The sequence below is a fragment of the Iodidimonas nitroreducens genome (assembly GCA_000710935.1).
Lineage (GTDB): Bacteria > Pseudomonadota > Alphaproteobacteria > Sphingomonadales > Rhodothalassiaceae > Iodidimonas > Iodidimonas nitroreducens.
Window position 1 is genome coordinate 1 of the sequence record BAYV01000035.1, and the last position, 13213, is coordinate 13213.

Here is a 13213-nt window from a genome sequence, read left to right on the forward strand (position 1 = left end):
AGCAACTTCAAGCCGCCGCCTGATCACGCCGTCTCCAACTTTCAGGCATAGCTTTACCCCGGCATTATTGATGCCTTAATGGCCATGGCTATCTTGTCAGAGGGCTTGTGAAATCGTCCTTTTCAGGTCCTTTTTTTGCCGCGTTTTTATCGATATTCAGGATTTTCAAAATCAAATCGGCTTCCGGCTTCCCATTCCGAGCGCTGATTTCCATGCGCGGGAATGCCGCCCATATCTTTCAGGATGCGGGCCATATGAATCAGGTTCCAAGTCATAAAGGTGGTGTTGCGATTGGTGAAATCATTGCTCGGCCCGCTTGATCCTTCATCGAGATAGGATGGCCCGGGGCCCGCCTCGCCAATCCAGCCAGCATCGGCCTGTGGCGGGATAACATAGCCAAGATGTTGCAAACTATAAAGAATATTCATGGCGCAATGCTTGATGCCATCTTCATTGCCGGTGATGATGCAGCCACCCGTTCGGCCATAATAGGCATATTGCCCGGCTTCGTTCAATTCCCCGGAAAAGCCATATAGCCGCTCAATCGTTTGGGCGCAGACGCTTGATTTATCGCCAAGCCAGATGGGGGAGCCAATGACCAGAATATCGGCGGCCATGACCTTTTTCTGGATCTTGGGCCAATCATCATGATCAAAGCCATGCTCGGTCATATCGGGATAAACCCCGGGGGCAATGCGATGATCAACAGGGCGAATGACTTCGGTTTTGATCCCCTGCTTTTCCATGATCTTTCGCGACACGTCAATCAGCCCTTCGGTGTGCGATTGTTTGGGGGAGGGCTTCAAAGTACAGTTGAGGAAAAGCGCCGAAAGATCGGAATAATCACGGTTTTGGGCGGATTGTTCTGTCACGGATATCTCCTTTTTGATTGGAATATCTAGGGTCTTGGCCCTATATAAATGCTGCTTATCCCAAATTGTTCCCATTTTAAGCTGTTTTATTCAAGGCCATGGTCTTTTTTTGGGATCAGGACCGAGCGTTCAAAGCTGCAAACGATGGTGCCATGCTGGTTTTTGCCCAATGTGCGGACCGTTATAATCCCCTGACCCGGGCGGGATTTGGACTCGCGCACGTTCAGCACTTCGCTTTCGGCATAAAGGGTATCGCCCACGAAAACCGGCGCGGTCATCTGAATCTCTTTCCAGCCAAGATTGGCAATGGCTTTTTGAGAGACATCAGAAACGCTCATCCCCAAAAGCAGGGAAACGGTGAAGGATGATACCACAAGGGGGCGGCCAAATTCGCTGTGCTTGGCATATTCCGCATCAAAATGCAGGGGATGGGTGTTCATGGTGAGCAGGGAAAACCATGTATTATCGCTTTCCGTGATGGTGCGGCCCGGCCGATGTTCATAGATATCGCCCACTTTAAATTCATCAAACCATCGCCCGAAACTTTCGCGATAACGATTTTGCCCCATATCTTCATGCCGTTGCACCATGATATCTGCCTTTCTGCTGATCGATACCCCAAGACTAGGACTATTGCTGCGGTGCGGCAAGCTTGCGCTTTCGGGGGCCATCACACACTGGCCAAAAGCCGGGTGATAGTGCGATAGTTTGCCGGCCGCTATGGGCCTTGATGCTGAAAAGAATGGGATGATCGATGACGGGTGCATTATCAAATCTGCGGGTGCTGGATCTTTCGCGGGTGCTGGCAGGCCCCTGGGCCGGGCAGATTCTGGGGGATCTGGGAGCGGATGTGATCAAGGTGGAACGGCCCATTACCGGCGATGATACCCGAAGCTGGGGGCCGCCCTATTTAAAGGACAAGGATGGCAAGGATCGCGAGGCGGCCTATTATCTGGGGGCCAATCGCAATAAACGATCCATCTGTGTTGATCTGGCGCATCCTGATGGGCAGGCGATCATCCGCAATCTGGTGGCAAAAAGCGATATTCTGATCGAAAATTACAAGCTCGGGAATCTGGCGCGCTTTGGCCTGGATTATGAAAGCCTGTCGGCCATCAATCCGGGGCTTGTTTATTGCTCGATCACGGGCTTTGGGCAAAGCGGGCCTTATGCTGATCAGGCGGGCTATGATTTTATCGTGCAGGGCCTATCGGGATTGATGAGCGTGACCGGCAAACCCGATGGCCCGCCTACCAAGGTGGGGGCGGCGGTGGCGGATCTCACCACGGCCATGTATGGGGTGATCGGCATTCTGGCGGCGCTTAGGCATCGGGATCAGACGGGCGAGGGCCAGCATGTGGATATGGCGCTTTTTGATACCCAGATGGGTTGGCTGGCCAATCAGAATATGAATTATCTGATCGGCGGAGAAAGCCCCAAGCGGATCGGCAATGCCCATCTCAATATCGTGCCTTATCAGGATTTTGAAACCAGCGATGGCTATATCATCGTCTGTGTTGGCAATGATCGCCAGTTCAAGCGTTTTTGCGATGCTCTTGGTGCCCCAGAACTGGCGCGCAATCCAAGCTTTGAAACCAATGATCTCAGGGTACGCCATCGGGATCTTCTGGTGCCCCAACTGGCCGAGATCATCCGGCGTGAAAGCACCGAGCATTGGCTTTCCAAGCTTTTGGCGGTGAATGTGCCCCATGGCCCGATCAATAGCATTGCCCAGGCTTTTGCCGATCCACAGGCCAGGTTCCGCCAGATGCGGGTGGATATGGCCCATCCCTTGGGGGTGGATGTGCCCACTGTTGCCTGCCCCATCCATTTATCGAAAACACCGGTCAGCTATCGCCTGCCTCCGCCTTTGTTGGGGGCGGATAGCGATGCGATTTTGGAAGAAATCGGGATTGATGAGGCGGCCCGGGCGTCCCTGCGGGAAAAAGGGGCGATTGGCTGAGGGTGCGACGAAAATCTGTGGAAAGACCATCAGAAATGATCAGCGGAATAGGACAAATAGGATGAAATTCGATCATCAGATCGTGTGGATCACCGGGGCTTCATCAGGCATTGGGGAAGCTTTGGCGAAGGTATTGGCCAAACGCGGCGCGCGGCTGATTTTATCGGCCCGGCGCGAGGCTGAGTTGAAGCGCGTGCGTGATGAGATCATGGCGGCCGGCACCAAGGCTGATGCTCTGTTCATTTTGCCCTTTGATGCTTTGGATGAAGCGGCCCTCGATGATGTGGTGGCACAAGCCGTGGCGGCTTTTGGCCATCTTGATATGCTGATCAATAATGCCGGGATCAGCCAGCGATCCCTCGCCATCGAGACCGATATGGCGGTTTATCGCGCGGTGATGGAGCTGGATTTTTTCGCGCCCGTGGCGCTTACCAAAAAGCTGCTGCCGATTTTTATCCGGCAGGGCCATGGGCATATCGCGGTCACCGCTTCGGTGGCGGGCAAGATCGGGGCGCAATTACGCACGGGCTATTGTGCCGCAAAACACGCAGTGATGGGCTTTTTCGATGCTTTGCGGGCGGAAGTGGCCAGCCACAATATCAAGGTAACGACCATCGTGCCCGGCTTCATCAATACCAATATATCGAAATTTGCCCTGAAGGGCGATGGATCAGCCCATGGACGGCAAACCGCATCCATTGCGGGCGGGATGGATGCCATGGCCGCCGCCGAGGTGATCGCGCGGGGATTTGAACGCGGATTGCCGGAAATCGCCGTGGGGCAGGGGCGCGAGATGAAAGCCCTGTGGCTCAAGCGCCTGGCCCCGCGCGCGGTCTTTGCCTTATCGGCCAAAATGCGCGCGGAATAGGCATATCAGATAGACGCAAGGGCACCGCTCTAAGCGCGGCGCCTTATGTGTTGGGCGCGCGCCTTCAGCGCGGCGTCTCATTTGTTGGGCACCGCTCTTAGCGCGGCGTCTCATTTGTTGGGCACCGCTCTTAGCGCGGCGTCTCATTTGTTGGGCACCGCTCTTAGCGCGGCGCCATGCGCAAAGCCCCATCGAGGCGGATGGTTTCGCCATTCAGCATGGGATTAAGGATAATCTGTTCAGCCAGCAAAGCATATTCCGAAGGATCGCCCAAACGATGGGGATGGGGTACGGATCGGCCAAGGCTTTCCCTCGCCTCTTCAGGAAGGCCCATCAAAAGCGGGGTTAAAAACAGCCCCGGCGCAATGGTCATACAGCGGATCTGCTTATCGGCCAGATCGCGCGCCACCGGCAGGGTCATCCCCGCAATGCCCCCTTTCGATGCTGCATAGGCCACCTGCCCAATCTGCCCATCAAAAGCCGCGATAGAGGCGGTATTGATGATCAGCCCGCGTTCTTCGCCCACCATATCAGCCGCAAGCATTTTTGCCGCCGCCAAGCGCAGGCAATTGAAGCTGCCGATCAGATTGACCTCGATCACCTTTTTAAACAGATTAAGGGGATGCGGCTCGCCCCGGCCCACAGTTTTGGCCGCCGCGCCAATCCCGGCGCAATTGATCAGAACCCGCGCCACACCATGGGCCTTTTCCGCTTCATCCAAAGCATGCGCCACCGATTGTTCATCGGTCACATCCACCGGATAAAATTGGCCGCCGATGCTTTTGGCCAGGGCGCTGCCCTTGTCGCCATCACGATCAAAAATGGCGATCTTTGCGCCGGCTTGGGCAAGCCTTTGGGCGGTTGCCCCCCCAAGCCCCGATGCGCCGCCCGTGATGATGATGGCTGTGTTTTCGATTTGCATGGCTGTGGTCCCTGTTGGTTGGCTGTTTTTCATTGAATGCCACGCCCCGGGATCGGGATCAAGCAGGCTCATAAAAGCCACGCCAGCCTTGCCGGTTTTTCAGCTTTTTCTCTCAGTTTTCTGGGCTTTTCGAGCCATGCTGAAACTTGATCCGATGATCAGCGCCGCGCCCAAAGCCGTCCAGATATCGGGGCTTTCACCAAAAAAGATATAGCCTGCCGCCGCCGCTGAGATCAAACGCACATATTCAAAGGGCGCGACAAAGCTGGCATCGGCGGTCTGATAAGCGCGAATGAAGGCGCTTTGTGAGGCCAGCCCCACCAGCCCCAAAGTGAGCAGCAAGGCCCATTGTTGCGCATCAAGATCAACCCAGAACCAGGCAGCCGGAATGGCAAGGGAGGTCACCACCAGCACATTGCCATAAAAAATGATGGTATTGGGATGATCGCTGGCCGCCAGCTGTTTGACCAGAATAACCCCTACCGCCATCGTAAAGGCCACCCCCAAAGCCGCAAGGGCGGCCATGCCTTCGCCCGCGGCCAAAGCCACGCCTGCAGGGTTGAGCATGACCAAAACCCCCATGAAGCCAATCAATGTGGCCATAGTGCGATGCAGTTCCAGCCTTTCCCCTAAAAAGAAAAGCGCCAAAACGGCAATGAACAAAGGTTTGGAAAAGGAAATGGCGGTGACATAAGCCAAAGGCAGGCGGGTGAGCACCCAAAAGCCAACCACATTCACAATCACCAAGGTGGCCGCCCGGGCCAGCAAAAGGCCGGGCCGTCCGGGATGAAAAACCGCTCGTTTCTGTCGAAGCATGAAAGGCAGGATGGCCAGCACCAGAAAAACCGATCGAACCGTTGCCATTTGCGAAACGGGGATCGATTGCCCCATATATTTGACCATCGCCCCCATGGTGGTCACGAGCAGGGACGCCGTCAGCATCCAGCAGATCGCCCGAACTTTGTCAGGCAAAAGATTAAAGCGTTCCACAGATGTTGCAGGTTTCAAAGGGGGGGTGCGGGCTTTCAGACTGTTGCGGGGTTTCACGATGTGGATTGTCCATCGGATGTCGTGTTTATTCCTGTCAAAAAAAGGTCAGCACTGTAAAGCCCTTCCCAAAAAATGAGGAAAAGGATCCCGGTTCCCGCAGCGCCCCAGCAGGGGATCAGGGCAAAACACATCCCAGACCGATCACGTGGCCAATCTCTGCTTCATGCCCTCTTTCAGGCCCCAGTCTAATCGCTTGAAGCTTTAATGGGCCGACGCTTTAATGGGCTGCAACCTCAATGCGATGTAGTGTCAGGGCCCACATCAGCGCCCCACATTTTTTCCAGATTGTAAAAGCTGCGCACATCAGGGCGGAACAGATGCACAATCACATCGCCCGCATCGATCAGAACCCAATCTGCTTGCGCCAGTCCTTCCACGCGCACGCGGCCCTGTCCATTATCGCGCAAGGTGCGCATCACATGTTCGGCCAAAGCGGCCACCTGACGGCCAGAGCGACCATTGGCGATCACCATATGATCGGCAATGCTGGATTTGCCCGAAAGCGGGATTGATACGATCTCTTCCGCTTTATGTTCATCGAGCGTGCTGAGAACCATGTCCAGAAGATCGTCGGGCTTTGCCGCAACGGCCTTGGATGTGACGCCGGGCGTCGGTTCGATGGCGTGCAAACTTTACTCCTTTGAATTCATTGCAACGGAAAACGGCGAAGACGCAGGCTGCGCTTCACGGATTTCGGTGGCAGATGCCGGATGTCTGCGCAGGGGAAGGAAAATCCATGCCGGTGTCTTTGCTGTTGCAATGGACTTCAAGGCTCCTTCATTCAATCGGCCTCGACGGTATCGGCTGGCGACTTTCCCCGTCAGACAATTCCTAGAATAATGTTCGCGATCAAAAATCGCAAGTGGCATCCGCCCCATAATCTCGGTCCACTGCCGCCAGCGCGGAAACTGTTGCAGATTATCCGCACCCATCAGCCACAAAAAATGGCTGTGGGGCAAAAGCCTTTGCAGGCTTTGGATGCTATCGATGCTGTATCTTGTGCCCAGGTGGTGTTCGATATCGGTCACATGAAGATGGGGATGGCGGCCGATGATCGCCCGGGCGCTGGCCATGCGCTTGTCCAAAGACGCCATGCCATCGGTGCTTTTCAAAGGATTTTGCGGCGAAACCAGCCACCAGATATCATCCAGTCCCAAACGTTTAAGGGCGTGAAGGCTGATATGCAGATGGCCTTCATGGGCGGGATTGAACGATCCCCCAAGCAGGCCGATTTTTCGCCCGCGCCAGCGCGCGGCCCCGGTCAATGGCGGAAAGGCAGGGGGGCGGGGCGGGCTTGATCGCAGCCCCTCAAGAGACATCATCCGTCCCCAAGGGCGACCAGCTTTGCCCTTGATCATCCGAGATTTGATCCGGCACCGTTTTGGTTTTAAGGCTTGATGCCGTGGGGGCGTCAAGAGAAGGATCGCGCGATGGCGGTGCGGTGAGTTCATTTTCAATGCCGCGCGCCGCATCGATATAGCCCAGCACCTGCGAGAGCAGGGCGCTGACGCCTTCGCCACTGGCACTGGATAAAAATGCCACCAGCTTTTGCGCCTCGGCCATCAAAGCCGCATGGATTTCTTCGCGGATTTCCGGGATCAGGGCATCGCATTTGCTTAAGGCCACGATCTCGGGCTTTTCGGCCAGCCCATGGCCATAGGCTTCAAGCTCGGCCCGCACGGTGGCATAATCGGCAGCCACATCATCGCTGGTGGCATCCACCAGATGCACCAGCACGCCGCAGCGTTCCACATGGCCCAGAAAACGATCCCCAAGGCCCAGACCATCGCTGGCCCCTTCGATCAATCCCGGAATATCGGCGAGCACGAACTCACGATCATTCAAGCCCACGACACCTAATTGCGGGGTGAGTGTGGTGAAGGGATAATCGGCAATTTTCGGCTTGGCCCGGGTGGTGGCGGCCAGAAAGGTGGATTTTCCCGCATTGGGCAGGCCCACAAGCCCGGCATCGGCCAAAAGCTTGAGTCGCAAAATAACATCGAGTTCTTCGGGCTCGCCGCCTTTGGTAATCCGGCGGGGAGCCTGATTGGTGGAGGATTTGAAATGGGTATTGCCAAGCCCCCCCTGGCCGCCCCGCGCCAATTGGATGCGATCACCCGGTGAGAGCAGATCGGCAATCATGAATTCCCCATCGCCATCATAGACCTGCGTGCCCACCGGCACCTGCAGAATGATATCCTTGCCCGAAGCGCCGGTCATATTGCGGCCCATGCCATGCTGGCCGCGCCCTGCTTTGATATGGGGCTGATAGCGATAATCGATCAGGGTATTGAGGCCTTCCACGGCTTCGAGGATGACATGGCCACCGCGTCCGCCATCGCCGCCATCAGGGCCCCCAAATTCAACGAACTTTTCGCGACGGAATGACATGCAGCCATGCCCGCCCGCACCCGAAAGCACATGAATTTTGACCTGATCGAGAAATTTCATCGCCTATATCTTCCAAGGAAATTGGCACAGATTGCGCCCTGTGCGGCAAACGAAAAAAGGGAATGGTATGCCATCCCCTTCTTCCATAAGGTTTTATCGTCAGCGGCTTTTGCTGGCCCAGCTCTTTTTAACAGATCCGATGACAAGATCATGCCATCAGATAAAAAGGGCTGGCCGCAGCAGCCTTATGCCTGAGCAGAGGGCGCCACACTCACGGTTGTTTTGCCGCGAGTCTTGCGAAACACCACATTGCCTTCGATGATGGCGAAGATAGTGTAATCCTTGCCCAAACCAACGCCAGTGCCGGGATGCCATTTGGTGCCCCGCTGACGCACGATGATATTGCCGGGAACGACAACTTCGCCGCCGAATTTCTTGACGCCAAGGCGCTTGCCAATGGTATCGCGACCGTTGCGGGAGGAACCGCCTGCCTTTTTATGTGCCATCTCGTCTTACTCCTTGATCACTTGCGCCTTATTCGGCCTTTTTGGGGGCTGCTTTTTTGGCGGCTGTCTTTTTTGCGGGGGCTTTTTTCACCGCTGCTTCTTTTGCAGGGGCTTCAGCCGGCGCATCTGCCTCGGCTTTTTTGGGGGCTGCTGCCTTTTTGGCGCTGCCGCTCTCATCGCCGATCGCGGTGATCCGCAATACGGTCAGATCCTGACGATGGCCGCGCTTCCGCCGATAATTCTGGCGGCGCTTCTTTTTGAAAACGATGACCTTATCGCCACGGCCCTGCTCAATGATTTCAGCGGTCACGCCCTTGCCCGCAAGGGTGGGGGTGCCAACTTCCAATTTATCGCCATCACCCAGCATCAAAACATGATCAAGGACAATGGTATCTCCGGCCGAGCCCTGAAGGCGTTCGATGATGACAACGTCACCAACCGACACCTTATATTGCTTGCCGCCGGTCTTTACGACTGCGAACATAGGTTTCACTTTCATCATTCTACGCCGCAAATCACCGGGCGATCTTCCCCGAGGGGGCACGCGCTTGGAGGTCGATGTCCGCAGGCTGTTTGTCATTTTCATCCTGCTGGCACAGCCCGTGCCAAAGCAGCAAAACCGCCACCATCCCATAGGGTGCACCGATGAAGGCCCGTGTTTATCCACCCTCTCATATAAAGTCAAGAACCCATGAAAGATCAGCTTTGGCCCAGGGCCGGCGCAGGGATGATTTCGGCCCTTGGCAGAGAATGATTATAGTGGGTTGAATGCTTCCCAAGACCCTTTAATGAAGTTAAATCCGGCCCACAGCATTTTTTTGATGCATTTTTTATGAAGAAATAATTTCTAATCTGTTGCCTTAGATATAATTTATGAAATATATTTTCTTTTCCGTTGTGCGCTGCCGCAAACATACATAAATTAAAGGAGTTAAAATACTCGTAAAAAGGTATTTTCTTTCGGGTTAAGCGATTAGCCCTTGTGCTTTTCTTATCCGAACCATCTGCCTTCAGCATAAAGCAGGCAAAAACTGAGGGTGGCGGGTGAGAAACGAGCACAGCCAAGAAACGGGCGCATCAGGCAAGAAAAAACTAACTTACTGAATGAAAAGAGGAAACGTTCATGAAAAACACGATTCTGGCCAAATTTGGCCGCAGCACGGCGCTGGGGGCAACATTGGCTTTCAGCGCCACTTTGGGCCATGGCGTGCAGGCGCAAACGCAAAGCCAAAGCGATAATGACGATGGTGATTTTGTTGCCCTCGAGCAGATCGTGGTCACCGGCACCCGGCGGCTTGATCGCACGATTGCCGATAGCGCGGTGCCCATCGATGTACTGACCGCGGCCGATCTCAATCGGCAGGGCTTTACCGAAACGAACCAGATTCTGGCGAATCTTTTGCCCAGCTTCAATTTTCCGCTGCCGTCCATCACCGATGGCACCGATACCACCCGGCCGGCCACATTGCGCGGCCTTGGCCCTGATCACACGCTCGTTCTGGTGAATGGCAAGCGCCGCCATACCAGTGCGCTTTTGAATGTCAATGGCTCGGTTGGGCGTGGATCAAGCGCGGTGGATCTGAATATGATCCCCGCCAGTGCCATCGAGCGGATCGAGGTGCTGCGCGATGGGGCGGCGGCGCAATATGGCTCTGATGCCATTGCAGGCGTCATCAATGTGGTGCTGAAAACGGCTCCCGAGGGGGGATCGCTCAGCGCCACCTATGGTCAGCATGTCACCACCATTTCAGGGGTTCCTGAATTTTCCGGCGTTGCCACCGGCCCCGATGGACGCCCTTTGCTCGATAGCCGGGGGAATGTGCAGCTCATTCCCACGGGCAAGGATCGTTCGGTCAATGATGGGGAAACCTTGACGATTCAGGGCAATATCGGCCTTCCCATTGGCGAGCGCGGTTTTTTCAATGTCAGCGGCGAATTCCGCGATCGCAATCCCACCAATCGTCAGGGCTTTGATCCGCGCGTCCAATTCAGTGTTGATGATCCGCGAGAAATCACGGCCAATCGTCTCAATCACCGCTTTGGGAATGCGGATGTGCAGGATATCTCGGTCTTTTATAATATGGGCTATAATATCACGGATGAGATCGAGTTTTATTCCTTTGCCAGCCTTGGTGATCGCGAAGGGGAAAGCGCCGCTTTCTTCCGGCGGCCCAATGACAGCCGCAATACGCCCGAAGTGCAGCCTAATGGCTTCTTGCCCTTCATTGTCACCGATGTTCAGGATCAGTCGGCTGCGGCTGGCGTGCGTGGATCGCTTGGTGAGTGGCAATTTGACACAAGCTTCGTTTATGGCGAGGACGAGTTTAATTTCGGCGTTGAAAACAGCCTGAATACCTCGCTCGGGCCGCTCAGCCAAACTGAATTTGATGCCGGCGGTCTGCGGTTTCGGCATTATGTGGCCAATGCCGATGTGCAGCGCATGTTGGATGTAGGCTTTTTGGATAATCCGGTTTCCGTGGCCTTCGGGGCGGAATATCGTGATGAGCGTTATCAGGTGAAGGCGGGCGAGACCGCATCCTTTATCCAGGGGCCATTCCCCGGGGCCGCAGGCTCGCAGGTTTTCCCAGGATTTCAGCCCAGCAATGAAGTGACCGGCGATCGCAATAGCTGGGCGGTTTATGCCGATTTCGATGCCGACATCACGGAAAACTGGAATATCGCGATTGCTGGCCGGTTTGAAGATTTCTCGGATTTCGGCTCAACCTTGAATGGCAAGCTCGCGACTCGCTATCAGGTGATTGATGGCTTGGCCTTGCGCGGTGCGGTCTCATCGGGCTTCAGGGCGCCGTCCTTGTCGCAGCAGTTTTTCACCTCCACGGCCACCAATTTCATCGATGGCGTTCCCAATGAAGTGGGCACCTTCCCGGTGGGAAGCGATGTGGCGGTGGCGCTGGGTGCCACACCCCTTGATGCCGAAGAATCGCTCAATCTCTCGGCTGGTTTCGTAATTGATCCTTTGCCGGGGCTGAATATCGCGGTCGATTTCTACCGGATCAAGATCGATGATCGGATTGTTCTCACCGAAAATCTGCCCTCCAATGTGGTGGTCCCCCTTTTGGAAGGCATTGGCATCACCGGCGTGCAGCGGGCGCGGTTCTTCATCAATGGCATCGATACCCGCACCACGGGCGTGGATGTGGTGGCAACCTATAGCTATGAAACCGATGATTTCGGCCTGTTCCGCTTTACCGGTGGCTTTAATTACAATGAAACCGATGTCACCGAGCTTTTGGCCGCACCGGGTCCATTGGCACAGGCTAATCTCACAGGGGAAGATCTGTTTGGCCGTTTGGAACAGCTTCGCTTTGAAAAAGGTCAGCCCAAAACCAAAACCAATCTGGCGGTAAACTGGCTGCTCGATGAATTGGGGGCCACTTTGCGCTTCACCCGCTTTGGTGAAACGCTGGACCCGGGAAGCACTGAAGTGACGGATGAAATCATCGACAGCGCATGGATCACCGATATCGAACTGCGCTATGATTTCAAGGAATGGCTGCAATTGGCGGCCGGGGCGAATAATCTGTTTGATAAAATGCCCGATGTCTCGCCCTTTGGGCCAAGGCCTGACGGCAATGGAAATTTCTCGATTTTTAACGAGATTCTGCCATTTTCAAGCTTTTCGCCCTTTGGTTTTAATGGCCGCTTCATCTATGCCCGGGCCACTTTAAGCTGGTAGTATGGGGCTATAAATCATCTCGGGCCGGGGGGAAAATGCCCCGGCTCGAATTTGGTTTGATTATTGTGATCAATCAGCTTGCGCTTGGCAAAAACTTCGATTAGGTTCCCGCCTCGCCCAAGGAGAGGTGCCGGAGTGGTCGAACGGGGCGGTCTCGAAAACCGTTGTACCCGCAAGGGTACCGAGGGTTCGAATCCCTCTCTCTCCGCCAGCTTCCTTTATAATACAATGGGTTATAATAAATAGCAGGCGCTAACCCATTAATTTACCCACATATGAAAATGGCTAAACCTGAGTTTATTTGGGTTTTTGGGCATTGATTTGGCTTGATCTGCGCAAAAATGGCACCACAAAACCCTTAGCTGTAGGTCCGATCAACGGTGATAAGGGCTTCCAGTTGCTTGTCATTGAGCCGATCCACTTCAGCCAAGAGTGAAAATTCAAGCCCCTCCCGTCGTGCAGTTTTAGATTTGGCCGAAGGGCTTGGTATTGCGGCAAGTATTTCCATAGAGACCTGAAGTTCTCTGGCCAAAAGGGCCAGGGTTTCGACGCTGGGTGAATTCACGCCACGCTCAATCTGAGAGACCGCATGGACAGAGCGGTCGGGTCAATGGCCGCTGCCAATTCTTTCTGACTAAGGCCCTTTGCGTGGCGGGCCGCCCTCACTTTTTTGCTGCCGATGAGCCGAGTCCTTTCGATTTGACCGCAAAACATTTGAGTTTTGAGGCGAACCTGCGTTTCATCCACAACTCACTTATGCAAGCTTATGAAAGGCAATCGGCGGCTGAAGCTGCTCAGAAGAAGCAAACTGAAGAGAATATCCTCCTGGGTGGTTCAAGGTGAGTAGCATGCGGTATCATGATATTGATGTCTGGCCGACTGCTGATTTGGTGGATACCGAAATAGGTGCATGAACCGCCCCGGGATTGCCGGAGGCTCCAACT

General features: G+C 54.8%; 14 protein-coding genes and 1 tRNA gene. 5 read left to right on the forward strand and 10 right to left on the reverse strand.

Annotated elements, in window-relative coordinates:
- Nucleotides 1-146 precede the first annotated feature (146 nt).
- Entirely contained in the window at nt 147-872 is a 726-nt protein-coding gene (locus AQ1_RS11380; RefSeq protein ID WP_042087406.1) for a flavodoxin family protein, read from the reverse strand.
- 86 nt (nt 873-958) lie between these two features.
- Nucleotides 959-1462, reverse strand: coding sequence for a MaoC family dehydratase (locus AQ1_RS11385; protein ID WP_042087410.1), 504 nt, complete (start codon nt 1460-1462; stop codon nt 959-961).
- A gap of 164 nt (nt 1463-1626) precedes the next feature.
- Here AQ1_RS11385 and AQ1_RS11390 point away from each other — a divergent pair, with 164 nt between their 5' ends.
- Nucleotides 1627-2835: a CaiB/BaiF CoA transferase family protein gene (locus AQ1_RS11390; RefSeq protein ID WP_042087394.1), complete on the forward strand. Its 1209-nt coding sequence runs from the start codon at nt 1627-1629 to the stop codon at nt 2833-2835.
- 61 nt (nt 2836-2896) lie between these two features.
- Entirely contained in the window at nt 2897-3703 is an 807-nt protein-coding gene (locus AQ1_RS11395; protein WP_042087395.1) for an SDR family oxidoreductase, read from the forward strand.
- A gap of 163 nt (nt 3704-3866) precedes the next feature.
- Here the strand turns inward: AQ1_RS11395 and AQ1_RS11400 are convergent, their stop codons facing one another.
- From AQ1_RS11400 to rplU, 7 genes are all read right to left on the reverse strand, one after another.
- Nucleotides 3867-4625 carry an SDR family NAD(P)-dependent oxidoreductase gene (locus AQ1_RS11400; RefSeq protein WP_042087412.1) on the reverse strand — a complete coding sequence of 253 codons (759 nt, stop codon included), beginning with the start codon at nt 4623-4625 and terminating at the stop codon, nt 3867-3869.
- 99 nt (nt 4626-4724) lie between these two features.
- Nucleotides 4725-5672, reverse strand: coding sequence for a DMT family transporter (locus AQ1_RS11405; protein WP_042087397.1), 948 nt, complete (start codon nt 5670-5672; stop codon nt 4725-4727).
- Nucleotides 5673-5908: 236 nt separating this feature from the next.
- Entirely contained in the window at nt 5909-6304 is a 396-nt protein-coding gene (gene rsfS, locus AQ1_RS11410) for a ribosome silencing factor (RefSeq protein ID WP_042087399.1), read from the reverse strand.
- Nucleotides 6305-6307: 3 nt separating this feature from the next.
- Nucleotides 6308-6997, reverse strand: coding sequence for a nicotinate-nucleotide adenylyltransferase (locus tag AQ1_RS11415; protein ID WP_313979696.1), 690 nt, complete (start codon nt 6995-6997; stop codon nt 6308-6310).
- A complete protein-coding gene (gene obgE / locus AQ1_RS11420; RefSeq protein ID WP_081837295.1) occupies nt 6984-8126 on the reverse strand; it encodes a GTPase ObgE in 1143 nt (380 codons plus the stop codon). The genes AQ1_RS11415 and obgE overlap by 14 nt, the downstream gene beginning before the upstream one ends.
- A gap of 185 nt (nt 8127-8311) precedes the next feature.
- Nucleotides 8312-8572 (reverse strand): 50S ribosomal protein L27, encoded by a 261-nt coding sequence (rpmA, locus tag AQ1_RS11430; protein WP_042087402.1) that lies wholly within the window; start codon nt 8570-8572, stop codon nt 8312-8314.
- A gap of 28 nt (nt 8573-8600) precedes the next feature.
- Nucleotides 8601-9056 carry a 50S ribosomal protein L21 gene (gene rplU / locus AQ1_RS11435; protein ID WP_042087403.1) on the reverse strand — a complete coding sequence of 152 codons (456 nt, stop codon included), beginning with the start codon at nt 9054-9056 and terminating at the stop codon, nt 8601-8603.
- A gap of 639 nt (nt 9057-9695) precedes the next feature.
- On the opposite strand from rplU, the gene AQ1_RS11440 reads away from it, so the two are divergent.
- Both AQ1_RS11440 and AQ1_RS11445 read left to right on the forward strand, forming a co-directional pair.
- Nucleotides 9696-12269, forward strand: coding sequence for a TonB-dependent receptor plug domain-containing protein (locus tag AQ1_RS11440; protein ID WP_042087404.1), 2574 nt, complete (start codon nt 9696-9698; stop codon nt 12267-12269).
- Nucleotides 12270-12390: 121 nt separating this feature from the next.
- A tRNA-Ser gene (locus AQ1_RS11445) sits at nt 12391-12480 on the forward strand.
- A gap of 147 nt (nt 12481-12627) precedes the next feature.
- Here the strand turns inward: AQ1_RS11445 and AQ1_RS14925 are convergent.
- Nucleotides 12628-12846 carry a hypothetical protein gene (locus tag AQ1_RS14925; protein ID WP_313979738.1) on the reverse strand — a complete coding sequence of 73 codons (219 nt, stop codon included), beginning with the start codon at nt 12844-12846 and terminating at the stop codon, nt 12628-12630.
- A gap of 71 nt (nt 12847-12917) precedes the next feature.
- Here AQ1_RS14925 and AQ1_RS15180 point away from each other — a divergent pair, with 71 nt between their 5' ends.
- On the forward strand, nt 12918-13112 hold the full coding sequence (locus tag AQ1_RS15180) for a hypothetical protein (protein ID WP_150006926.1): 195 nt from the start codon (nt 12918-12920) through the stop codon (nt 13110-13112).
- Nucleotides 13113-13213: the final 101 nt, after the last annotated feature.